Origin of the sequence: Rhodococcus sp. NPDC079359 (assembly GCF_040702585.1) — a bacterium.
Classification (GTDB): Bacteria; Actinomycetota; Actinomycetes; order Mycobacteriales; family Mycobacteriaceae; genus Rhodococcoides.
Genome location: NZ_JBFBLH010000002.1, coordinates 204,989 through 227,817, shown reverse-complemented (window position 1 = coordinate 227,817; position 22,829 = coordinate 204,989). Strand labels below are relative to the sequence as shown.

Below are 22,829 nucleotides of genomic sequence, written 5' to 3'. Positions count from 1 at the left end.
TTTTGCAGTAGTGGTTCAGGCCTGGTTGCGGAGCTCTTCGGCCTTCTTGCGATCGGCCTCGGCCTGACGAAGCGCCTCCTGGTGCTTCTGTGCGGCCACCATTTCGTCGGAGTCCGCGGCAGCCTGCTCGATGCGCCGGTCCTCTTCGGCCTCGATCTGCTCGGCGGTCGCGTCGACCTCAGCGGCAGCGCGCTCCTGCGCTATCGTCTCGCGCTTGTTCTGCTCGGCCGCGACCACCTGCGTCTCACGCACCCGATCTGCCTGCGCCTCGGTGACCGCGGCGTTCTCCTCCGCGGCCTCCCGACGGCTTTCGGCTGACGTGCGAACGTCGGCCAGTTCCTCGGCGGCTTCGGTGGCCTGCGCTTCGGCGACCCGCTCCGTGGCCTGGGCCTCCTTGTGTTCACGAGCCTGAGCAGCCTGTAATTGGCCCTCGGCCGTCAACGAGTCGTTGCCGGTCACCGCGCCCACGACCTCTTTGGCCTTGCCCTTGATTCCGTCGAGCAATCCCTTGCGTGCTTCGCCCGCTACGTTCTCGTCAGTCATGTAACACCAGGTACCCACTGACTGTTCGAGTAACCCCGTGTCGGTGTCGGACGATACGATCCCCGACGGACGAATCAGCAGTAAGGAGACGTATGCCTATCGCCAAGATCAACGGCATCGACCTGAACTACCAGGTCAAGGGCAGTGGAGACCTGGTAGTTCTGATCATGGGCACCGGTAGCCCCGGCCGTGTGTGGGAGCTGCATCAGGTGCCGGCTCTCACAGCAGCGGGTTACCGGGTGTGCACTTTCGACAATCGCGGCATCGCGCCGTCGTCGGAGAGCACTCACGGCATCACCATGGAGGACATGGTCGCCGATACCGCCGGCCTGATCGAGATCGTTCGGAACGGTGACGAAAAGGCCTACGTCGTCGGAACGTCGATGGGCTCACGCGTCGCGCAGGAGCTTGCTCTGAGTAGGCCCGACCTGGTTCGTAAAGCGGTCTTCCTCGCCGGCCACGCCCGGGTCGACGAATTTCAGAAGACTCTCGCCAACGGCGAACGAGCGCTCTACGACAAGCGCGTCGAGCTCCCGGGAACCTATTCGGCTGCGGTGACAGCGGTGATGAACCTGTCGCCTGCGACGTTGCGTGATTCTCGCGGGGCACGCGACTGGCTCGACCTGTTCGAGTTCTCCGCCTCCTCGCCGTCCGCCGGCGTGCGCGCTCAGCTGGGCATGGAGGACGATTTCGATCGAACTGCGGCCTACCGCGGCGTGTCGGTGCCGTGCCTGTCGGTCGGATTCGCCGACGATCGGATGATCCCGCCGTACTTGGGCAAGGAACTGGCCGACGCCATCCCAGGTGCTCGGTACGTCGAGATAGCGGACGCCGGGCACTACGGATATCTCGAGCGTCCCGAGGCCGTCAACGCGGAACTGCTCGGCTTCTTGAAGGCCTGACGGCACCACGGCCCGACCTGCGTTGCTAGGGTCGTGTGGCACCTCACGGTGCAGACTTACCAATCAAACGTTCGCGACGAGTGAGGCGAGATGAGTACCAACCCGTTCGATGACGAAGACGGACGCTTCTTCGTGCTGGTCAACGACGAAGACCAGCATTCGCTGTGGCCGACGTTCTCCGAGGTCCCTCAGGGATGGCGTGTCGTCTTCGGTGAAGACACCCGCGCCGCGTGCTTGGAGTACGTCGAGAAGAACTGGACCGACATGCGTCCGCGCAGCCTGCGTGAGGCCATGGAGGCCGACGCTGCTGCACGCGCATCCGCTGAGGGAACCCCCAGCACAGAGGCCTGAGTTCCGCCTTCTACGAAGGGCTCGTACCGCGCCGCCGACGAACAGTCGGTCGGCGCGGTTCTTCTGTGCGGCGAAGCGTCGGGCGCAGTAGTTCTTCCGTGCGCGCGATGATGCGTGGTCGACGCAGGGTGCGGGCACCCCACTCACCCAAAGTCACACCGGCGGCCAGGCCGCAGCCGACGCCGAACGCGGCGAACAACGAGCTGATGCCGAGTAGTAGCTGGTCGTTGAGGATCGCGTACAGACCGCGGTACAGCGCCAGGCCGGGGAGCAGGGGAGTGATGCCCGCGACGGCGACGATCAACGGTGGAATCAGGGCACGACGAGCCAACAGACCACCCGCGAATCCGACGACGGTGGCAGCGATGGCCGAGGCGATGATCGGCCCCACGTTGAGCGTCTGCGAGAGCAGATACACCAGCGAGCCCGCGAAGCCGCCCATGAAGGCAGCCGTCAACGCACGACGCTCGGCGTAGCAGGCCAGTGCATAGAACAGCGACGCTGCTGCGCCGGCGATCACCTTGGTGGGGACCTGCAGGATGTCCGGTGGGGCCAGGTTGCTGATCTGCGGCAGATCGCTGCCGATCAGCGCGGCCAACCGCAGAGACGTCGCGACGCCGGCGATGATGCCGCCCGTCATCATCAACACTTCGAAGAATCTCGACACCGCCGTGATCGGGGCACCGGTGATCGCATCCTGCACCGAACCGACGAGCGAGAGCCCCGAGAGCAGCACGATCACCCCGGCCGCGATGATCTGCGACGGCGAGATACTGATGTTCAGCTGGTCCTGGAAGTTGTAGAGCGTGATCGCCGGTGTCGCCGCCACGAAGCCGCCGACAACCTGTTGGAAGAAGAACGGCAAGCCCGCACGGTTGAGGACGCGTCCGATGCGGTCGATCACCATCGTCGTCAGAAAGCTGACCACAGCCACCAACGCGCCACCGCCGAGCAACACACTGATGGCAGCGGCCATGCCCGACCACGCCAGCGTCGCAATCCACCGGTTGTACGGGTGCGGAGCCTTGGTGATCTCGTCGAGCCGCTCGAGCGCCGCGCTCGGCGGCACCATCTTCACGCGCACAGCGCGGATGAGACGGTCGACCTCGGCCAGCCGCGTGAAGTCCATCGAGCGGTAATGCACGATGCGCATCGTCGACGCCGGAGGACGCGTCGGGCCCCGGTGAGCACTGAGGGTGATCGAGTTGTACGTGACATCGACATCGCATCGCGCGAGGCCATACGTCGCGGCGATGTACTGCACCTGAGTCGCCGTATCCATCGCTGCCGTGCCCGAGGCCAACAGCACTTCGCCGACGCGAACCGCGAGGTCCAGCACCTCCGCAACCGACGCATCGTCGGTCAGATCGATCGGACGAAGGGGCGACGGTGCTGCGGTCGGCGTATCGATGGTGGCCCGACGCTCACCGGTGAGACGGCTCAGCGAAGCCGTCAGGTCTTGCAGGAAAGTCATGACCGTCTTTACACGTTGCTGGGGTGATCCACGGACAAGGTACCTGTTGTTACTGAGCGTCCGATGAACGGATATGCTGGCTTCGCTTCACTGCCTCCTTAGCTCAGCGGTAGAGCACTCGCCTTGTAAGCGAGCGGTCAACGGTTCAATCCCGTTAGGAGGCTCGTTCGGACGGCCCTGACCAGCGAAAACGGTTGGGGCCGTCCCTTTTTGGCCTATTTCGGCCGCTCGTTTCTTGCGCGAGCCCGGTTCGTCCACCTGGGTTTATGGGTCGCTTGTGACCTGGGGTTTTGCCGGTTCGGCGGCTCGATCCGGCGTTCGGTGTCACAGAATGTCACAACTCGTCGCTAACTCATCGGTGAGCGTTCGTGTGGATGTAGGTGGATGTGTACGGACTGGGCAGGTGATGGCCGGGCCGAGGTGCAGTGTTGGAATCAGTGTCGGTTCTGTAGGCTTGGAGCCTACGTATCCGACATTTGATGGAGGTAACTGTGACGACAAGCGATGTGCGACGCCGTCATGCCGGGTTACCTCCCGCGTTTGCACGGCTTCCGATGCGGATGGTGCGAGCCGCGACAGCGGCCGATGTCTACGCGCACCCGCGAGCCGAGCTTGCGCGGCTGACGGACCTGGGCCTGCTGCACCGAGTGGCGACGGGCTTCTACGTGGCCGTGCCCGACGATCGGGTCGGGACCGAGTGGATGCCTGGCCTGGAGGCTGCAGCAGTTGGTATCGCTGTCGCGGCGTACGGCCGCGATGACGCTGTGGTGATGGGTATCAGCGCAGCGCGGTTGCACGGTGTTCTTCCGCGTGCGTTGGCGACGGCTGTGGTGGCTGTGCCGACGCGACACGATCCGATTCGGTTGGTGGATCGGCCGGCGTTGGTTCGGTTCGTCGTGCGCGACACCGCACGTCTGGATGCGGAGCGTATCGATACCGAGTTGGGTCCGGTGTTGGTGACGACTGCGGAGCAGACGGTGTTGGATCTGGTAAAGCGTCCGGGTCTCGGTGACGCCGAGGCTGAGGTGTGGCCGGCGGTGGAGCAGTTGTATCGACGGTGCGATCCGAAAGTGTTAGCCGAGATCGCTGGGGCTCAGAAGATGCGAATGACGTTGACGCGGCTGCAGGCTCGGTTGGGGGAGAAGTAGTGAATCCCCGCGAGTTGGCCTCGGTGGCCGCGCAATTCGGTGTCGCGCGTGCACAGGTCGAGCGGGATCACCTGATCTCGCACCTGCTCGGCTATCTGAGTGCGCATTTCGCGGATCGGATTGTGTTCATCGGCGGAACAGCCTTGGCTCGAACCCATTTGGTCGATGGTCGTCTCAGTGAGGACATCGACCTGATTGCGGTCGGTTCCAGATCGGAGGTCGCTCGTGATCTCGACCGCGCTCTCCCACGCGCGGTGATGCGCAGCCACGGGCGTCTGGTGTGGGATCCTGCGATCAGCGAGGTGCCTGAGCGCCTCGGTGCAGTGTTGAGGTCGCAGTCCGGACTGGCGGTCAAGGTGCAGTTGCTGTCGGCGGAAGGTCGCCCAGCATGGCCTCTGGAGAACCGGCGACTCGAACAACGGTTTGAGGATGCACCGGGAGCTGAGTTGACGGTACCCACGCGGCCCGCGTTCGTTGCGGGTAAGACGGTGACCTGGTGTGAGCGGCGGGCGTCGCGTGATCTGTGGGACCTGTGGGCACTCAATTGCATTGGCGCATTCGAACCGGAAGTGGCCGATTTGTATCGGAGGTTCGGGCCCACGAACAAGTTGCCTGGTGAATTGCAGTTCGCGGATGCTCCGACCGAATCCGATAGGGAGAGCGAGCTTTTGCGCGTCCGGACCCGTATCTTGCGAGCTGGGTGGTCGATCAGCCGTCGTAAGCGTGGAGGTCGACATCGGGGAAGCGCTCATCGAAGACGCGTTGGACATCGGGGTTGACCGCAGCGAGAACCTGATCGAGGAGCGTGCCGAGTTGCAGCGTCTGCGAGTGTCCTAGGACGTCGATCATGACGCGCCTGACTTCGCGGACGTGCCCGGGGGCGGCCTGGGCGACCACGTCCTTACCCTCCTGCGTCAGAGCCACCTCTGTGAAGCGACCGTTGTCGGTATCCGGTCGGCGACGCACCCAGCCGCGATTCTCCATCTTGGTCAGAGTGTGTGACAGGCGAGAGATAGAGCCACCGACGAATGCGGCGAGGTCACTCATGTGGACCGTCTGATGGGGCGTGTCCGATATACATGAAAGGACCATGTAGTCGAAGTTGTTGATTCCCGCGTCTTGCTTGAGCTGGGCACTCAGGACTGTCGGCAGCGACTCGACCAGACCGGCGAGCGTCAGCCACGCCCGGATCTCCTCCCGGGTCAGCCATTGGGGGTCGCTCGTCATCGCCCGAGTGTAGTTTTCGAGTTCGACGGGCACGTTCATCGACCTCGGTGGACATCGCGTAGGCCGCGCTTCGCCGGCGGTGACGCCAGGGTGCGGGAGCTCTGCCTGAAGTATCGAAGGTGCACTGCTACGTGCAGCGCTGCGTTGTGTTCTTACGCGTCTGGTCCGATCAGGACGATCCCGTATTTGGGTGCGGCGAGCATCATGCGTGCGATCTCTGCGTCGTCGATGGCTGGGGCGGGGCCGTTGTTGGTGGCGGGTTGGCCGGACTCGCGGAGGAAGCCTTCGATCCCGCCGGGGGTGAAGCCCAGCAGGATTTGGCTCGGTGTATCTGCTGTGTTGCGGAAACTGTGGGCAATTCCTCGAAGACCGAACGCGAAGTCACCCGGCCCGGCGGCGTGGGTCGCGCCGCCGATGGTGATCTCGAACGTCCCGTCGAGAACGGTCCAGAACTCGTCCTCGTTGGTGTGGATGTGCGGGGGCGGGCCACCGCCGGGGGTGGTGATGCATTCGATGACTGCGAAGCTTCCACCCGTGTTCTCGGCGGTTGCCTTGTAGATCATGGTGTCGGCGACGAACCACACCCGCTCGCCCTCCCCGGCTGCGACGGTGAAACCTTCGACGGGAGTGGTTGTCTCCCCGCCGCTTTCGGTATCACCGGTGGTACCCCGCGGATTGTGTTCACCTGGGAGTGGTTCGAACTCGCTCCTGTGCGGGGATATGCCCGCGGTCGTCCGTGCCGGTGTCGATGTCGTTCATCGACACCTTGACGGTAAACACGCACTGTTGAAATATCAACTATGGGTGTCGAGGTGTTCCGAAGGGGGAAGTCCGGACGGGACAAGGAAAGCTTTAAGTCTCGACCCTGTGGGAGGGTCTCAGGACGTGAGCTTGGCTTGGTAGCGATCGAGCAGCGACGGAACGCCGGCGGTCGGGGGTGCCCACGAGTTCGGAACCGGACAATCGACGGCGACACGGCGGGCCGCAGCCACGAAGTCGCGGGTCAGAGGCGAGTCGACGTCCGAACGCCACCCGATGGACAACGGTGTGGGGGGTATACCCGTAACCGGAACGAATGCCAAACCTGGCCTCGCATAGAACCTTTGAGTCGACGCTTGTGAGAACGCCACGCCCTTGCTGGAGAGGATGGCTTCGAAACACTCGTCGACAGTGGAGACTTCGGCACCGAGACGAACGGTCTCACCGTCTCTCGAGCTGACGGCGAGCCAGAAGTCCCTCCATGATTCCGGGCTGCGCCTCGCGACGAACGGTTGCCCCGCCACTTCTTCGACACTGGTCGAATCTTGCTGCGCCAGAGGCGAAGTGGATGCTACGACAAGCACTCTCGGCTCCACGAACAGTGTCTCGAGCGCAAGCCAGTCTTGCACGACGACCGGCGGCCTGACGAACGCGACATCGACCGACCCGTCGCCGAGCCCGACGTAGGGGTCGGTGAAGTCGAACGACTGCATCTCGACCGCGACGTCGGGGTGGAGAGCACGGAAAGCCGACAAGATGTCCGGCGTCAGTTCCGCGGCAGCGTTCGCCTGGAATCCGACGATCAGGTTGTTGCGCCCACTACGGCCCACCTGACGTGTCAACGACGCGACACGCTCGGCATCGGCGAGAAGCTGCCTGCTCCCGTCGAGGAGCTTGTCCCCGGCAGGGGTCAACGAGACATGACGGGAATCGCGGATGAACAGTGCGGTTCCCAAGGAGTGTTCGAGTTTGCGAATCTGCACGCTGAGCGAGGGCTGTGCGATATGCAGCCGCGCTGCTGCCTTGCCGAAATGAAGCTCTTCCGCGACGGCCACGAAATACGACAACGGCCTGAGCTCCAACGGAAGATTCACGTCCCCGATGCTATTCCCGCAGCTAGACCAGCACCAGTAGTTGTTTCCTATCGATCGGGCGACCGATTGGTATTGGACGAACCCGCAGGTCCAGCGTGTGATGGGTCACATGACAACAGCAACCGACACCACCACCCAGACCCCGGAACAGTGGGCCGACGCGTTCACCCAAGCATCCGACGCAGACGCCGAGATCTCCGCGCACGGCACGTACTTCACTTGCTCGTACCTCCTCGACATGGACACCCACTCCTTCGTCATCGAGATGTCGAACGGCAAAGTCCACGCAATCGCCGTCGACCCAGGCCCGCTCGACCGGCCCTATCAGTTCGCCATCCGCGCCGGCGTCGAGACGTGGCAGGGCTTTGGAGTTCCCGTTCCGGCACCGATGTTTCACGGCATCTGGGCGGCGTCGTTCCAGCGCGACATGAGGCTCGAGGGAGATGTCCTCGTCCTGATGCAGAACCTGCGCTGCGTTACCCGCCAGATCGAACTGCTGCGCGCCGTCGGCGTTCCGGTCTAGTCCCCGACTCACACACGACTCACCGAAGGAACAGAACATGAGCAAGATTTCACCTGTGACCGGCCATTACGTCGATGTCGACGTCGACGGTCTTCTGTACAAGGTCTTCTACCTAGAGAACGGCACCGGCCAACCGTTGGTATGCCAGCACACCGCCGGGTGCCACAACCACCAGTGGCGTGGACTGCTCGAAGACGAGGACATCACGCAGAATTACCGCGTGATCGCGTACGACCTGCCCCGCCACGGCAAGTCCGATCCGCCGGAGAACACAGAGTGGTGGAAAGAGGAGTACAAGCTCTCGGCCGACCATTACGCCAACTTCATCGTGGCCCTGGTCGATGCACTCGAACTGGAGAATCCGATCTTCATGGGTTCGTCGTTCGGTGGCAACATCGCCTTGCAGCTGGCGCTTCGCCATCCGGAACGCTTCGCCGGAGTCATCCCGGTCGAGGGAGCCGACTACTCACCGGGCTTCTACCTCGACTGGTGGCAGCACCCCCACGCGAACGCTGCGCAGGTGTGCGCAAGTGGCACATGGGATCTCATGGCACCACAGTCGCCGGAAGCCGACCGGTGGAAGACCTGGTTCTACTACACGCAGGGATCCGAGGCGTTCAAGGGCGACTTGCACTTCTACTCCGTGGACCACGACCTGCGCGACAAGCTCGACCAGATCGACGGCGACCGTTGCCCGGTCGTCATGCTGACCGGCGACTACGACTACCTCACCACCCCTGAGGACAGTGCCCGCACAGCTGCGCAGATCAAGAATGCGAAGTTCATCGAGATGAAGGACATCGGGCACTTCCCGATGAGCGAGAACCACCCGGTGTTCCGGACGTACCTCATCGAGGCGCTCGAGGTTCTGCAGAAATCCGCGTCCACCTCGGTCTCCGTCTGATCTGACCCTGCACGCCCTCGATGCTCGCCGGCCTCCGACACGGGGCCGGCGAGCATTCTTTTCGGCCCTCGAAAGGGAGATCCCGATGTCCGTCACACACTTTCCGTTCTGGGTTGCCGGCGAAGCGACTATCAGCGGTGTCGCTACCGAGATCCGCAATCCGTTCGACGGTCGCATCGTGGGGACGGTGTTCGAAGCGGCGTCGGAACACGTCGACGCCGCGATCGAGGCGTCCGCCGCGGTGGCGGACGAGTTCGCGGGAACGCCGGCCCACGTTCGGTCGGATGCGCTCGTACATGTCTCGACGCGTCTGCACGAGCGTCGGGAGGAAATCGCTCGGCTCATCTCTGCCGAATCCGGCAAACCGATCAAGTGGGCGCGAGTCGAAGTCGCTCGCGCGGTGTCGACATTTCGGTGGGCGGCCGAGGAAGCACGACGATGGAGCGGGCATCTTCAGCGACTCGACACCGACGCTGGATCGGACGGCCGCTTGGCGCTGATTCAGCGCGTCCCACGCGGTCCCATCCTCGGAATTGCACCGTTCAACTTTCCGCTCAATCTGGTGGCCCACAAGGTGGCACCGGCCCTGGCGGTCGGCGCGCCGATCATCGTCAAACCTGCGCCGGCCACCCCGCTGACAAGTTTGGTGCTCGGCGGAATGCTCGCCGAGACATCGCTTCCGGCGGGTGCGTGGTCAGTGCTGACCGTCTCCAACGACAAGGCATCGGACATGGTCGTGGACCCTCGGCTACCGGTTGTCTCGTTCACCGGATCGGTCCCGGTGGGTTGGTCGATCCGAGAACTCGTTCCGCGCAAGCACGTCACGCTCGAACTCGGAGGTAACGCCGCGGTGGTGGTCTGCGCAGACTGGGCCGACGAGGAAAAACAGGAGTACGCAGCCGAGAGGATCGCACGATTCTCGATGTACCAAGCGGGTCAGTCGTGCATCGCGGTGCAGCGGGTCTTCGTCCACGACAGTCTCTACGACGCCATGCGCCGCCGCATTCTGGCTCACGTCGCGTCGCTGTCGACCGGTTCACCCGACGACGACGAGACCGACGTCGGCCCCCTGATCGACGACCGCGCAGCCGTACGCGTGGAGGAGTGGATCGAGGAAGCCGTCGAGGGGGGAGCCACCGTTCTGGCCGGCGGCGGACGCACGGGCGCAGTCGTCGAACCGACGGTCATCGAGGATGCACCGCCAGGGGCCAAGGTTGTGGACCACGAGGTCTTCGGGCCCGTTGTCGTACTCTGCAAAGTCGCCTCGGATGCGGAGGCATTCGAACAGGTCAATGAATCCCGATTCGGATTGCAGGCGGGCATCTTCACGTCGAACCTGCAGACGGCGTTCACGGCGTCACGCGTCCTGGACGTCGGCGGGGTCATCGTCGGTGACGTGCCGAGCTTCCGCGCCGATCAGATGCCGTACGGCGGAGTCAAAGATTCTGGGATGGGCAAAGAAGGGGTGCATTCGGCGATGGAGGACCTGACGCAGGAGAAGGTGCTCGTTCTGACCGGTATCGAGATTCCCTGAGATTCGGCACGACCCACCCAACTCCGAATGCCTGTTCCGACGGCAAATTCACAGTGCGCCGGCTTTCCCGGCTCTTCCCAGATGACGGTGTAGGTCGGCCGGGCGCGTCGGTCCGCAGGTAGACGTCGAGGTCTCCCGACGATGGAGGTTCCTACGCCATCCATCCGAAAGACCTCGACGTGTCCGACGCTACCCCGCCGGCCGGCTTCGGCCGCCTTGACCTGAGCGCCTTCGCGGCTCATCCCAATCGACCCTGATCGGGTCTGCTGACCCCCTCGACGAGAACGCAGCGACATCACAGCCACCCGACCCCGACCGTCCGGGAAGCCGGGGCACGTCACATGGCCTGTGCTGCGGGCGTGTCGAGTGGGTCGTCCAGGGGCGACGCAGGAGCGTCGACGCGACGTGCTGAGAGGTGGTTCCAGTCGAGCGCTAGGACACCGGCTACAGGCATGGCGATAGGTCAGGAACGGCGTCGCTCCCTGCGCAGGAGGGAGCGCAGAGTCTCGGCGTTCGCGTAGCCGACCCGTAGCGCGATCTCGGCGGAGGTGAGGTCCGTGGTTGCTGAGAGGTGCCGAGCTCGTTCGGTGCGAAGCCGTTGGACGAAGCCGAGCGGAGTGAGGTTGAGCGCCGCACGGACTCGTCGTTCGAGGGTGCGCCGGCTGGTGCCGAGCGACTGCGCGACGAAGGCGACGTTGAACGGTTCGTCCAGGCGGGCGCGCACGAAGCGTTCGAACTCGACGACGATCGGGTCCTCGTGCCGGAGATGTTCGTAGGCGACGAAGGCCGCCTGCGACGGACGCTCGTCGATGATGAGGAGCTTGGCGACATGTTGGGCCAGGTCGGGGCTGATCGATCGCACGAGTGAGAGCGCGAGGTCGATGTGGGCGAACGCGGCGCCGGCGGTGACGAGGTTCCCGTCGACCACGACCATGGTGTCGAGATCGAGGGCGACGGTCGGATAGCGCTTCAGGAACTCCGGCCCCAGGAACCAGCTGGTCGTCGCCCGCCGATGATGCATCCGTCCAGTCTCGGCGACGGCGAACACGCCGGTGCACGCCGCGGCGATCCGGGTGGTCGCGTCGTCGAGGCGCCCGAGTGAGGCGATGACCGAACGTGCATCTCGGCTCTGGAGGGCGTCGTTGGTAGCGGCGGCCGTGAGGGTTCCAAGCGCAGGGACGACGACCACGTCGAACTCTCCGGACTCCGACAGCGGGTGGTCTACCGACAGGGTCATCGATGCCGTCGTGGTCACTCGCCGTTTCGGTCCGAGGATGGCGAGTTCGATCGGGTCGATCCGCGGGTCGACATCGCCGCGGGCTCCGTCGGCCACCCGCACGATGTCGATGACCGACGCGACAGCCGAACCGAAGCAGCCGTCGATCGCGATCAGTCCGATACGCATGGCGCGAACAATAGCAATACTGTCGTATACGCCACTCCCCACCGGCCCTCGCTCGTCATAAGCTGAACTCGCCCCACGAAGAACCCCGACTTCAAGGAGAACCCCTCATGTCCACACCCGCATCACTTCCGTATGCCTTCGTCGCCAAGATCGTCGCGGCCGATGGACAGCACGACGCGCTCGCCGATCTGCTCGCCGGCGCTGTCGCACTAGCCAACGAAGAAGTAGGAACGACTGTCTGGTTCGCGGCTAGGACCCACGCCGACACCTTCTGGATCTTCGATGCATTCCCCGACGAGGCCGCTCGCGACGCCCACGCCAACGGCGCCATCGTCGCAGCCCTGATGGCCAACCAGCACCTCCTCGGCGCAGCACCCGAGATCCTGGCGGCCGACGTCCTCGCGTCCAAGCTCCCGTAGTCCGCCAACGCACGAGACGATCGCGCCCCGCCGAGCCGTCGGACCCGACCGCCTCGACACCCGCACCACGTTGACGATCCCCGACGGGCCGATCACGAGGAGGCCAGGCAACACCAGGCGCAAGCCTGGAGCGGCACTGTTTCACCGGTGGTCATCGAGAGAGCCAGCGCGGCTCCATGGCAGCGCAACTGTGTCAACTTGCCCTCCGTCCCGCGAGGCGCCGTGGGCGGGGTCGTGGTTGCGATCCGTTGCCGTGACGGGAGACGCGTTGCGCGTCGCAGCGATGACGGGTCGTTGGCGTTCCGGGGCGTTGCGTTCGTGCGCGCCGCGCGTGCGGCATGGAGCATCTCGCTGCGCACACAACGATCGCTGCGCCGACGCACCGTTGACACCTCGCACGTCCAGGTCGCGACACAACGCCACGCTGCGTTGCCGAGCGGAGCGAGGCCTATCGGCACACGGACAGGATGCCGGCCGCGAGCGCTCAGCCGGCGAGGGGTCCGTCGCAGAGGAGAGCGACGTCGGTGTCGGGCAGAGCCGTGAGGCCAGCGCATCGCGCGACCACCAGAACCGAACCGACGACCTAATCACGTCGGCTCTGCGTCTATCGCTTGATGCGCCCACTGGGTGAACGAGCCGCTGACCTGCACAAACGCCGAGCGTGGGGGACGCTGCCATCCGGTGGTGACCGACGACGACCGACCAGTACCGACCGTTTTACCGGAGTTTCACCGGAGCTCGCGGCGGCGTCGAAGCCGAGCAAGCTCCATTCTTTAGCTCACCGCTTTCCCGTCGGGGCCGCGAGTCAACCGTTCGCCCTCACGCCAGGCAAGACCGAAACCAACAACAACGGGACTGCGCGAACGACCGGGTGTTTGTCGGTCCAAAGAATACTGATGTTCGTTCGAGCCAGTGGGCCGAGGTGTCGGATGTGTTGTACAACGTCGGTTTACAACTACCGTATTTGGGTGGAGTTGGGTCTCGGTGTCACGAGCGTGTCACATGTTGGTACCTACGAGAGTGGATTCGGATGGTCCCGCTTGGACGGTCGATGCAGGTCAGCAGCTCCATGGTGGTTCCATGCGGACGTATCTGGTTGTCTCGCAACATACTTGTAAGCGAGCGGTCAACGGTTCAATCCCGTTAGGAGGCTCCACTGCTCCGATCCCGCTGCTGGGGTCGGAGTTTTTGTGTCTGTGCGGAGGGTTCACGCGCATATACGCCCCTCGTAGGAATTCACGGCACCTGCAGGCGGTGCGGATTCCGACGAGGGGCGTGGATGGCTAGCTACGCCCGCCGTTACGTCAGGACGTACGCGTGGCTGCCAGTCGCCGCTGAGCGATGGCGACCACAGCGACGACCGCAACTCCGATGGCAAACAATCCCAATGCAGCGGGCCATTCGTTGCCGACGGCCAGCAGCTCTCTGTTCTCGCCCTGCCACGGCCACAGTGCACGCAACGACCCCAACAGCAGGCCGGCAGCGGCGACCATCGCCAGATCGTGGTAGTTCGCCAGCAACCACTCGAGCACTCGAACGAAGCTGACCAACCCCACCAGAGCGCCCAGTGCGAAGACTGCCAGATACGTCAGGTTCCGCTCGTCCACGGCCGTGAGCGTCGGCGCATACAGGCCGATGACAAGCAGAAAGAACGACCCCGATACGCCTGGCAGGACGAGCGCACATATTGCGATCGTCGCGGCGAAGAACACCAGAATCAACGATGGATTCGACGGCTGGACCCCGGGTAGCGACGTGAGAACGACGACCCCGACAGCGAGAACGACGAACAGAGCCACGGCAGACAGTCGGGACCGGGTGGTGGGGAAAGCGCCACGACTGACCTCCATGAAGGGGATCGCCACCGACATCGCGATCATGCCCATGAACAGCGCCTTGGAGTAGACGGGCTGATCCGTGACGAAAGCCGCCATGATCCCCGCCACCGAGAACACCATCAACAGCATGCCGACGCCGACCGTGACGAGCAGCCACCAATCGACCTGACGGACTTCGGCGCGCACGTCGGACCGTGTCACCACGGCCTTGGGGATGTCCGTCAGATGCTTCGCCGACGCGATGGCCCTGGTGTAGATGCCGGTGACCAGGGCGACCGTGCCGCCGGAGACCCCGGGAACCGTTTCCGCCAGACCGATCAGACCGCCGCGAACGACGTTGGCCGCCAATTCCGTCGCCGGCGGCCGCCCTCTGACAACTTCATCGAGTCCGGGTCGATCCTGCTCCTTGTCACCATGGCCGGAGGGCGTCTGCCGGTTCGTCGTCATGTCCGAATCGTCCCAAACGCTTCGACGCCACGTGACACCGGCTCGACAAGCGCGGGTACGACCCACTGCAAGCGAGCGGTCAACGGATCGATCCCGTGAGGAGGCTCCGCGCTCCGATCCTGTTGTTGCGCTCGCGGCACCCTTCGCAGCAGATCAGCTCCTCACTTTCGTAAACCCGACGCCGACCGGAGTCGGGTTTCCGAAACGGGGGAGCTGATCCGCCTTCAACGACCCTCATCTGCGAGCGAGCAACTCCTGTGCAGCCGACACCAGGGAATCGAGCCAGTCGTCGGTTCCGAGCTGCTGGCGCAGTGGCTCGTTGGGTAGCTCGATGCTGACGGGGAGGTCGCCAGGTAGCGTCGCCCAGATTCCATCGAGGTCGATGCCGCCGGTGCCCGGGACGAGTCTCTCTTCGCGGGCGTGGCGAATGAGTTCGGCCGTTTCGGTGGGCGCCGGGACAAGTCCATCGCACAGTTGGGCATAGTGCAGCCAGTCCCGGGGGATCTCGGCCAGATCGGCCAGCGTCGTCGCCGAACGGTCCACGTGAAGGGCGTCGACGAGGATGCTTCGGCCGGGACCGTCTGCCTGCGAGACGACGTCGAGTGCGGCGCGGGCATCGGGTACCGCTGTCCAGGGCATGAATTCGAGGCTGGCCACCATCGAGTAGTCGGCGCACAGCGCCGCGAACTGTGCGTAGGAGTCGGTGAGCCGTGATCGGTCGTGGTCATCACCGCCGACCAACACTGCGTGTGCTCCGAGGCGGGCACCGGCAGCGACGAACTTCTCGTAGTCGGAAACCCGGAAATCCTCTCCGAGCCGGACGATTTCGAGGTCGAAGACCGTGACCGCGGAGTCCGTCAGGCGCCTGACCAGTTCGTCGAGATCCGCTGAGTTCTCGTGCAGCGGGTAGGCCGTGGTTCCAGGGGAGGCAGGTAGCAGTCGGATACCGATGGTGTCGAAGCCGTGCTTTTCGGCCAGCGTCACTTGCTCGAGCGGTGCAGTGTCGAGCACGGTGAGCGCGGCGAGACCCAGAGGTGTCGTCATGACGGTGTTCCTGTCTGTGTGGCGAGGCGGCGGCCGGTGAGGTAGCCGAATGTCATCGCGGGTCCGAGGTTGATTCCTCCGGAGGGGTAGTGCCCGCCCATCACACTGGCTTGATCGACGCCCACTGCCGAGAGGCCGGCAATCGGCTCGTCGCGGGCATCGAGGACCCGTGACAACGCATCGGTGACCAGGCCGGAGAACGTGCCGAAGCTGCCCGGTATGACCTTCACTGCGTAGAACGGTCCCTTCTCGAGAGGAGTCAGCGACGGATTGGGCCATGGATTCGACGCATCTCCAGACGCCCGATTGAATGCAGTTGTCCCCCTACCGAAATCCAGATCGACACCGTCGCGAGCGCCTTCGTTGAACGCGGCAACGGTCTTGTCGAGACCGTCGGGATCCACTCCGATCTTCTCGGCGAGTTCTCGCACGGTCTTTCCGCGCTGCAAGTAGCCGGACCGCAGGTACGGCAAGGTGGGGATCGGAAAAGGCTTCGCCATTCCGAGAGGGAGGTAGCGAATGTACTGCTGGTCCGCGATCAGCCACGAACAGACTTCCTCGCCATCGGGAACCGTGTCCATCATCGCCAGGGTGTAATCGTGGTATCCCAGCGCCTCGTTGACGAATCGTCGCCCGTCGGCGAGGACGCCGATCACCCCAGGTTTACCGCGATCGAGGATGTGTGGGAATACGCCTTCTTTTCCGTTGCGGTACTTGATGATCGAAACCGGGCAGTAGGCGACGGGCGAGGCGAGTGAGGTATCCAGTCGTCCACCCACCGATTCGCCGAGCGAGATTCCCTCTCCTGTCGTAGTTTCTGGAGTCAATGTGCGATGTTCGGTGGCGGATGGGCTGCGCGGGAACAACTCTCGACGACGATCGAGATCATGGGTGAATCCACCGGTCGCCAGGACGGCACCGCTGCGTGCGTGCACGCTGTAGGCACCATCAGGCCCGGTGAGACGAACACCCACGACGCGGCCGCTCTCATCGGTGATCAGAGCTGTTGCTGCAGTGCGAACTCTGATATCGACATCGGAGTCGAGCGCGGACCGGAGCAAGCGACCGACCAGTGCTGTGCCGTTGACGAGATGCTGTCCTCGCCGCTTTGTCGCGAGATCGAACATGTGTCGGGTGACGCGTCGGGCGCAATGCGCGAACGCCGACACCGATCTGGTGCCGTGCAGGAATCCCTGTAGATCGGGTCCGGCCATGATTCCCATTCCGAGGAAGGAGGTTTCGTAGAGTTGCCGCCGCAGGAGGACTGCGACGTCGGGTCCGAGCGTGCGGAGGTCGACCGGTTTCGGAGCCACGGAGCGATTGCCGGTGCCGGCTCCGGGGGTGTCGCCGTGGATGTCGGCGACGTGTGTACCGGGGACGAACTTCAGCGCGGTGTTCTTCTCGAAGAATTCGACCATTTCCGGTGCACCGTCGAGTAGGGCGTCGACTTTGGCGGCGTCGAAGTTCTCGCCGAGCCTGTGTTCGAGGTAGGTGCGGGGGGTTTCGCGGTCTTCATGGAGCCCGGCGGCGTGGGCGAACATGGTGCGCGGAGTCCACATCCATCCGCCGGACCATGCGGTGGCACCTCCGCAGACATCGGCCTTCTCGACGACGAGGACCGAGGCACCACCTCGAGCGGCCGCGATTGCGGTCGACAGACCACCCGCACCGGACCCGATGACGACGACGTCGTAGATATTGTCGGTGGGTGTCATGTCAAGATCCTTCCGAGACGAGTGTCGTTGTAGGAGTGAGGTCGACGACGCGGCCGGTCCGCGAGGACTCGTAGATTCCGGCCACTATCGCCAGTGAGGCGCGGGCGTCGCGACCAGTCACGGCTGGGCGACGCCCGGTGAGGATCGCCTCGGCGAAGTCCTGAACCTGAAGAGTATGAAAGTCGGCGAGTCCAGCGTTGACCTGGTCGACATCGAGGTTGGCCTCGGTATCCGCGGAGAACACGGTGCCGAGCGATACCTCACCGGGAACGGTCCACAGCTCGTTCACGCCTTCGCTGCCCTCCGGAAATTCGAGAACGCTGGCTATGGCACCGGTACTGCCGACGACGGTTACCCGGTTGCCGAGGTTGAGGTTGGCACCGGTGGTGGCAGTGACAGTCGCCGTCCCGCCGGAAGCGAAGGAGATGACTGCGGAGGCGGAGTCTTCGGTCTCCATATGGTCACCGTGAGTGTGGGTGCGGATGAAACCGGCGACGGAAACGGCCTCGCCCATGAACCATTGCAGCATATCGATCTGGTGGATCGCTTGGGTCATGAGTACGCCTCCTCCGTCGGTGTCCCAACGGCCGCGCCATGCGTCCGTCGAGTAGTACGCCGAGGGCCGATGCAGAACGACCGAGGCTTCCCCGAGCCTCGGAACTCCTAGCCGTCCGTCGTCGATGGCAGCTCTGATCCGTCGGGCAGCGGGCCAGAATCGTCGCTGGAAAAGTACGCCGAACGTGACACCAGAGCGGTCGGTCGCGTCGATCACCCGATCGGCCGCGGCGATGTCCACTGCTATCGGTTTCTCGCACAACACATGTAGTCCCGCAGCGGCTGCGGTGAGGACGACCTGTTCGTGGACAGGATGTGGCGTGCAGACGGTCACCGCGTCTAGCCCGATCCCGATCAACTCCTCGACACTGCCCACGCCGGCGGCAATCTCGTGGTCGGAGGCGAACGTCTGGGCACGGTCCAGATCGGTGTCGCAGCATCCGACCACCTCGACGCCGTCGACCAGTTGGAACGCTCGGGCGTGATTACGCGCGATCCGTCCGCATCCGACAATGCCGATACGCAGTGTCATCGGTAGTGCTCCTCTTTCTCGGGATCTCGTGCGGCGGGTGTGAAGCGGGGCAGCGTCATGCGTCGACGTGGTCCTGCGAGACTGCAGCCGCGTCGGCGGTGATGCGGGCTGCCACGTCGGCGGCAGTGACGACTGCAGCGTGGATAGAACCACCGTCGCCGCTTGCATCACCGACTGTGTGAACTCCGAAACGCGGCTCGAGAGATCTCGCGATGTCCAGCAGATCCGCACGGGGCTCGATGCCGTGGGAGATGAGCAACTCGCCGGGTGCGTCGACCCAGCGGGCGTGTCCGTCGGTGCGGATCTCGACTCGGTCATGGTCGACGGCGGTGATGATCGACGACAGGTACGTGGTCAGACCGGCAGCCGATGCGAGGCGCGGAAGGAGCACGATCTTGCCGCGCCGCCCGACGTCATGGGCGATCTGCTGCTGTGGTCCCACCATGACGACACGCGTTCCGTGTTGCAACAGCTCATCGGCGACGGCTGCAGCTTCGCGGTCGGCACCGAAGATCGTGATCGAGGGCGGCGGTGGTTCCGCTGCGAGTAGGAACTCACGGACGTCGCGCACTCGGCGGGTGTGTGAACCCGGAAGGTCGATCGTGGGTCCGCGCCCTCCGGTGGCGAGGACGATCGTATCGAAGTCTCCCTCCGCCAGCATCAGCCCCTCGACGGTCTCGCCGAGGTGGGTGGTGACGTCCAGATCGGCCAGTTCGTCGAGATACCACTGGACGATCTGCCGGTACTCCGGGTACTCGTGCAGGCCCGATGCGAGTACGAAGTCGCCTCCGAGCGTTGTCCTTTCGTCGTACAGATCGACGTGATGGCCGGCGAGAGCGAGTTCACGCGCCACCGCCATGCCTGCGGGGCCACCGCCGACGACCGCCGCAGTGAACGCGTCGGATACACGCAGGCTCGGTTGTTCCATTTCCCGGCCGACCCATGGGTTGACCGAACATGGGATCGGTCCCGCAGCAAGGGAATCGATGCAGTAATTGCACGCTATGCACGGGCGATACCGCTCGCCGGCAAGGACGCGGTTCGGGAAATCGGGATCGGCGTGCAGGGTGCGTGCCATACTCACGAAATCCGCTTGGCCAGAGGAGATCACCGCATCGGCGGCCTCGGGACTACTGATTCGTCCTGCAACACCGACGGGGATCTCGAAGTCACGGGTGTACTGCTCCGCGTACGGAGCGAGAAGTCCACGCTTCCATTCGCCGGGCTGGATGATCCATTGGCCGGCCTCGTAGTTTCCTGCCGAGACGTCGAGGAAGTCCAGGCGGTCGGTGTCGATGGCGTCGATTCTGGTGCGCGTGGTCTCTGCGTCGAGGCCGTTGTCGATTCCCTCGAAGGCAGAGAACCGAATTCCGAGAGCCACGTCCGGAGCTGCTGCGCGAACGGCGTCGATGACGCGGTTGACGAACAATGTGGGCTCGGCCCATTTGTCGTCGCGGAGATTGTAAGCAGGGGAGAGGAATTGGTGGATCAGGTAGCCGTGTCCCCCGTGCAGGGAGATGACGTCGACCCCTGCTTGACGGCATCGACGGGCAGCGTCACCGAAGCATTCGATGATGTGCTCGATATCGTCCTCGTCGAGCTGTTCGGGCATCTCGCCGCCGACGACCGCGCAGGGAACGGGAGACGGGGCGACGGGGGTGAATCCGCTGACACTTCCTTGGGCAGTCCGGCCGCCGTGGTTGAGTTCGACGCCGACAAGTGCTCCGTGGGCATGAAGCGCATCGGCCATCTTTCTGATTCCGGGGATCCGTTCGTCGACGTCGACGCCCATCTGTCGGATGCGTCCCTTACCGTCGGCGCGGACGTAGCTGGCCTCGGTGAAGATCAGGGCCGCACCGCCTGCGGCTCGGCGTTCGAGGTAGGCGATGTAGCGATCGGTCATGGTGCCGTCGATCTCGCAATAATTGCGCTCCATCGGCGCGGAGACGAATCGGTTTCGAAGGGTGAGTGTGCCGATTCGAAGCGGCTGGGCGAACGAGGGGAGTGTACTCACTGTTGTTCCTCTCACGCTGCGATCGATTGCGCAGCAACGAGTTCGGTGAGATGTCGACGCATTCTTTCTCGATCGGGGGCCGCCCCGGTCAGGAGGGCAAACGTGTCTGCGGCCTGGGCGACGAGCATCCGTCCGCCATCGAGCACTGGGGATCCGGCGACGCGTGCGGCGGAGATGAGCTCGGTCTGCATCGGTCGGTAGACGATGTCCGCCACCCACATGGACGCACGCAAAGCCGCCGTGTCGAACGGGGTGCCGGGATGGCCGGTCATTCCGATCGGAGAGGCATTGACCACTCCGTGCGATGTCGCGAGAATCGATTCGATCGCGTCGGGTGTGAACGGTGTTGCCGTCGCTGTCGGTATGGACTGCGAGAGACGTGTGCACAACTCCTGCGAGCGGTTGCGGTCGACATCACAGATTCGGAGGTCCGTCACTCCTGCGGCCGCAAGAGCGAATGCGACGGCAGAGCCGGCCCCGCCTGCTCCGATCAGTGCCACGCGGCCCAGCTCGGCTCCGGGGAGTCCGGTGCGTAGCGCGGACATGAATCCTGTGTGGTCCGTGTTGAATCCGATGGATTTGCCGTCACGCACGGCAATGGTGTTGACGGCACCGAGCATCTGGGCATCGTCGGACAACTCGTCCAACGAATCGATGATCGTTTGCTTGAACGGGTAGGTTACGTTGAATCCGGTGTAGCCGGCCGAGATCGCCTCGTGCAGAGAGCGGCTCGGATCCGCCTGCATGTCGAGTTCGATCAGTTCGTAGCTGTAGTCATCGAGGCCGAGACGGGAGGCCTCGCGGTTGTGCAGGTCGGGCGAGAGCGATGTCGAAATCGCGCTGCCGATCAGTCCGATGTGATGGTGCGTGTTCGTGGACACGGTGAGCCCTTCGATTGTGTCGAATCCGAAACTGCGCGAGAGGAATTCCGGGTCAGGCGGAGTTGTCCGCGAGCAGCTTGGCAGGCTTTCCTGCCTGCGCCTGCTCAGTGGCCTTCTCGCCGAGCTCCTCGGTGGGAGTGCGGAAGGTTTCGGGTCCGGTCAGAACCGCGACAGCAGCCAGAGCGGCGAAGCCCATGCACATCCAGGCGACCGGTCCCCAGTTGCTGGTGTCGCCGGAGGTGATCGACTGAGCGATGGCGGGGGTGAAGCCGGCGGCGAGAAGGCCGAGCATGAGACTCACCGCCATACCGGTGTAGCGAACCTTGGCGGGAAACTGCTCGGGAAAGTATGCCGGGTAGATGCCGTTGGGCATGGCGTAGAAGACGCCGATCAGAACGATGCCCGCAGCGAAAACCATTGGTACGCTGCCGGTGCCGATGGCATGGAAGAACGCGAACACCATGGCACCTGCGCCGAGGACGCCGACGACGAAGACCGGTTTGCGTCCGATGCGGTCGGCAAGGATGCCGTAGAGCGGCTGGGTGAGGACGGCGACAAAATTTGCGGACGCGATGGCGAGCAGCATCGTGGTGCGCTCGAAACCGACGACGTTCACCGCGTAGGCGAGAGCGAAGACGTTGACGATCGTGTTGATCATCGCGAAGCTGGCGCTGAGGCTGATGCGGATGACCGTGCGCCAATGGGATCGGAACATCTCGACGACGGGAACACCCGCGGTCTCGTCCTGCTCTTTGAGTTCCTCGAAAACTTCGGGCTCGTCGAGGCTGCGTCGCAGCCAGATCGCGACGGCTGTGACGATGATGCTGAGCAGGAACGGTATACGCCATCCCCAGGAATAGAGGTCTTCGTCGGGTAGCGCTGCGACGGGGATGAACACCAGGCTCGAGATGACGATGCCGAACATGATGCCGCTCATCGTGAACGAGGTGAAGAATGCGCGACGGTGCGCTGGTGCGTGTTCGAGCGTCAATGCAGAGGACCCCGGTGACTCGCCGCCGGCGGACAGGCCCTGCAGCAGTCGCAGAATGACGAGGATGATCGGTGCAGCGATTCCGATGGTGTCGTATGTGGGGAGGCAGCCGACCAGAACCGTAGCGATGCCCATCATGAGCAGACAGCCCAGCAACGCGTTCTTTCGGCCGTAGCGATCACCGAGGTGGCCCCACAGAACCGCTCCGAGGGGCCGTGCGATGTAGGCGACACCGAGGGTTCCGATCGACAGCAGGGTGGCGGTCGGTCCGCCGCCGGTGAAGAAGATGGCGGGGAACACGAGCGCGGCGGCGGAGCCGTAAATGAAGAAGTCGTAGTACTCGAGCGCACTTCCGAGGAAGCCTGAGGCCGCCGCGCGCCGCGCATTCCTGTTCGGATGGGCGGTGGCAGAAGCGGATTTGCTTGCCATGACAGTTCCTTCTCTCTCGCGCTGCACGTGGCGGCGACGGTGACGGTCGGGGCTCGCTGGGACGTCGTTGGTATGACGTGCTTCACAACGGGCTACAGGA

21 protein-coding genes and 1 tRNA gene are annotated in these 22,829 nt (G+C 64.0%); 9 read left to right on the top strand and 13 right to left on the bottom strand.

All coding sequences use genetic code 11. The features are described from left to right. Window positions 1–15 precede the first annotated feature (15 nt). Complete coding sequence (locus AB0362_RS05740) at window positions 16–543, bottom strand: general stress protein CsbD (protein ID WP_068055948.1); 528 nt, start codon at window positions 541–543, stop codon at window positions 16–18. 92 nt (window positions 544–635) lie between these two features. Here AB0362_RS05740 and AB0362_RS05735 point away from each other — a divergent pair, with 92 nt between their 5' ends. Both AB0362_RS05735 and AB0362_RS05730 read left to right on the top strand, forming a co-directional pair. Beyond that, window positions 636–1,445: an alpha/beta hydrolase gene (locus tag AB0362_RS05735; RefSeq protein ID WP_366235123.1), complete on the top strand. Its 810-nt coding sequence runs from the start codon at window positions 636–638 to the stop codon at window positions 1,443–1,445. 90 nt (window positions 1,446–1,535) lie between these two features. After that, window positions 1,536–1,796 (top strand): MbtH family protein, encoded by a 261-nt coding sequence (locus AB0362_RS05730; protein WP_008710007.1) that lies wholly within the window; start codon window positions 1,536–1,538, stop codon window positions 1,794–1,796. A 10-nt stretch (window positions 1,797–1,806) separates the two neighbouring features. Here the strand turns inward: AB0362_RS05730 and AB0362_RS05725 are convergent, their stop codons facing one another. Further along, entirely contained in the window at window positions 1,807–3,270 is a 1,464-nt protein-coding gene (locus tag AB0362_RS05725; RefSeq protein WP_094640838.1) for a threonine/serine exporter ThrE family protein, read from the bottom strand. A 92-nt stretch (window positions 3,271–3,362) separates the two neighbouring features. On the opposite strand from AB0362_RS05725, the gene AB0362_RS05720 reads away from it, so the two are divergent. From AB0362_RS05720 to AB0362_RS05710, 3 genes are all read left to right on the top strand, one after another. Continuing rightward, a tRNA-Thr gene (locus AB0362_RS05720) sits at window positions 3,363–3,434 on the top strand. A gap of 390 nt (window positions 3,435–3,824) precedes the next feature. Beyond that, window positions 3,825–4,418: a type IV toxin-antitoxin system AbiEi family antitoxin gene (locus AB0362_RS05715; protein ID WP_094662028.1), complete on the top strand. Its 594-nt coding sequence runs from the start codon at window positions 3,825–3,827 to the stop codon at window positions 4,416–4,418. Further along, window positions 4,328–5,197, top strand: coding sequence for a nucleotidyl transferase AbiEii/AbiGii toxin family protein (locus tag AB0362_RS05710; RefSeq protein ID WP_341442271.1), 870 nt, complete (start codon window positions 4,328–4,330; stop codon window positions 5,195–5,197). Before AB0362_RS05715 ends, AB0362_RS05710 begins: the two co-directional genes overlap by 91 nt. Here the strand turns inward: AB0362_RS05710 and AB0362_RS05705 are convergent. The 3 genes from AB0362_RS05705 to AB0362_RS05695 all read right to left on the bottom strand — a co-directional run bounded on the left by AB0362_RS05705 (window position 5,127) and on the right by AB0362_RS05695 (window position 7,498). Beyond that, on the bottom strand, window positions 5,127–5,645 hold the full coding sequence (locus tag AB0362_RS05705) for a MarR family transcriptional regulator (protein WP_314142760.1): 519 nt from the start codon (window positions 5,643–5,645) through the stop codon (window positions 5,127–5,129). The two genes, AB0362_RS05710 and AB0362_RS05705, sit on opposite strands and share 71 nt — an antisense overlap. Before the next feature lie 152 nt (window positions 5,646–5,797). Further along, entirely contained in the window at window positions 5,798–6,229 is a 432-nt protein-coding gene (locus tag AB0362_RS05700; protein ID WP_314142761.1) for a cupin domain-containing protein, read from the bottom strand. A gap of 294 nt (window positions 6,230–6,523) precedes the next feature. Next, window positions 6,524–7,498, bottom strand: a complete 975-nt coding sequence (locus tag AB0362_RS05695; protein WP_243597456.1) for a LysR substrate-binding domain-containing protein — start codon at window positions 7,496–7,498, stop codon at window positions 6,524–6,526. A 109-nt stretch (window positions 7,499–7,607) separates the two neighbouring features. On the opposite strand from AB0362_RS05695, the gene AB0362_RS05690 reads away from it, so the two are divergent. From AB0362_RS05690 to AB0362_RS05680, 3 genes are all read left to right on the top strand, one after another. Further along, a complete protein-coding gene (locus AB0362_RS05690) occupies window positions 7,608–8,021 on the top strand; it encodes a hypothetical protein (protein ID WP_042940221.1) in 414 nt (137 codons plus the stop codon). A 37-nt stretch (window positions 8,022–8,058) separates the two neighbouring features. Continuing rightward, window positions 8,059–8,925: an alpha/beta hydrolase gene (locus tag AB0362_RS05685; RefSeq protein WP_008719926.1), complete on the top strand. Its 867-nt coding sequence runs from the start codon at window positions 8,059–8,061 to the stop codon at window positions 8,923–8,925. Window positions 8,926–9,010: 85 nt separating this feature from the next. Beyond that, a complete protein-coding gene (locus AB0362_RS05680) occupies window positions 9,011–10,459 on the top strand; it encodes an aldehyde dehydrogenase family protein (protein ID WP_243608729.1) in 1,449 nt (482 codons plus the stop codon). Window positions 10,460–10,922: 463 nt separating this feature from the next. On the opposite strand, the gene AB0362_RS05675 is transcribed toward AB0362_RS05680, so the two are convergent. After that, window positions 10,923–11,864 carry a helix-turn-helix domain-containing protein gene (locus AB0362_RS05675; RefSeq protein ID WP_341442270.1) on the bottom strand — a complete coding sequence of 314 codons (942 nt, stop codon included), beginning with the start codon at window positions 11,862–11,864 and terminating at the stop codon, window positions 10,923–10,925. A gap of 107 nt (window positions 11,865–11,971) precedes the next feature. Here AB0362_RS05675 and AB0362_RS05670 point away from each other — a divergent pair, with 107 nt between their 5' ends. Beyond that, the gene (locus AB0362_RS05670) at window positions 11,972–12,283 is read left to right on the top strand and encodes an antibiotic biosynthesis monooxygenase (RefSeq protein WP_314142768.1); all 312 of its coding nucleotides are present in this window, start codon (window positions 11,972–11,974) and stop codon (window positions 12,281–12,283) included. 1,304 nt (window positions 12,284–13,587) lie between these two features. Here AB0362_RS05670 and AB0362_RS05665 read toward each other — a convergent pair. The 7 genes from AB0362_RS05665 to AB0362_RS05635 all read right to left on the bottom strand — a co-directional run bounded on the left by AB0362_RS05665 (window position 13,588) and on the right by AB0362_RS05635 (window position 22,729). Next, window positions 13,588–14,568, bottom strand: a complete 981-nt coding sequence (locus tag AB0362_RS05665) for a DUF368 domain-containing protein (protein ID WP_366235122.1) — start codon at window positions 14,566–14,568, stop codon at window positions 13,588–13,590. Window positions 14,569–14,802: 234 nt separating this feature from the next. Further along, window positions 14,803–15,612 (bottom strand): sugar phosphate isomerase/epimerase, encoded by an 810-nt coding sequence (locus tag AB0362_RS05660; RefSeq protein WP_366235121.1) that lies wholly within the window; start codon window positions 15,610–15,612, stop codon window positions 14,803–14,805. Continuing rightward, window positions 15,609–17,327 (bottom strand): FAD-dependent oxidoreductase, encoded by a 1,719-nt coding sequence (locus AB0362_RS05655; protein ID WP_366235120.1) that lies wholly within the window; start codon window positions 17,325–17,327, stop codon window positions 15,609–15,611. The genes AB0362_RS05660 and AB0362_RS05655 overlap by 4 nt, the downstream gene beginning before the upstream one ends. A 1-nt stretch (window position 17,328) precedes the next feature. Then, on the bottom strand, window positions 17,329–18,414 hold the full coding sequence (locus AB0362_RS05650; RefSeq protein WP_366235119.1) for a Gfo/Idh/MocA family oxidoreductase: 1,086 nt from the start codon (window positions 18,412–18,414) through the stop codon (window positions 17,329–17,331). 55 nt (window positions 18,415–18,469) lie between these two features. Continuing rightward, window positions 18,470–20,428, bottom strand: a complete 1,959-nt coding sequence (locus AB0362_RS05645; protein ID WP_366235118.1) for an FAD-dependent oxidoreductase — start codon at window positions 20,426–20,428, stop codon at window positions 18,470–18,472. Window positions 20,429–20,439: 11 nt separating this feature from the next. Continuing rightward, window positions 20,440–21,309, bottom strand: a complete 870-nt coding sequence (locus tag AB0362_RS05640) for a shikimate dehydrogenase (protein WP_366235117.1) — start codon at window positions 21,307–21,309, stop codon at window positions 20,440–20,442. A 52-nt stretch (window positions 21,310–21,361) separates the two neighbouring features. Next, window positions 21,362–22,729 carry an MFS transporter gene (locus tag AB0362_RS05635; RefSeq protein ID WP_094632867.1) on the bottom strand — a complete coding sequence of 456 codons (1,368 nt, stop codon included), beginning with the start codon at window positions 22,727–22,729 and terminating at the stop codon, window positions 21,362–21,364. Window positions 22,730–22,829: the final 100 nt, after the last annotated feature.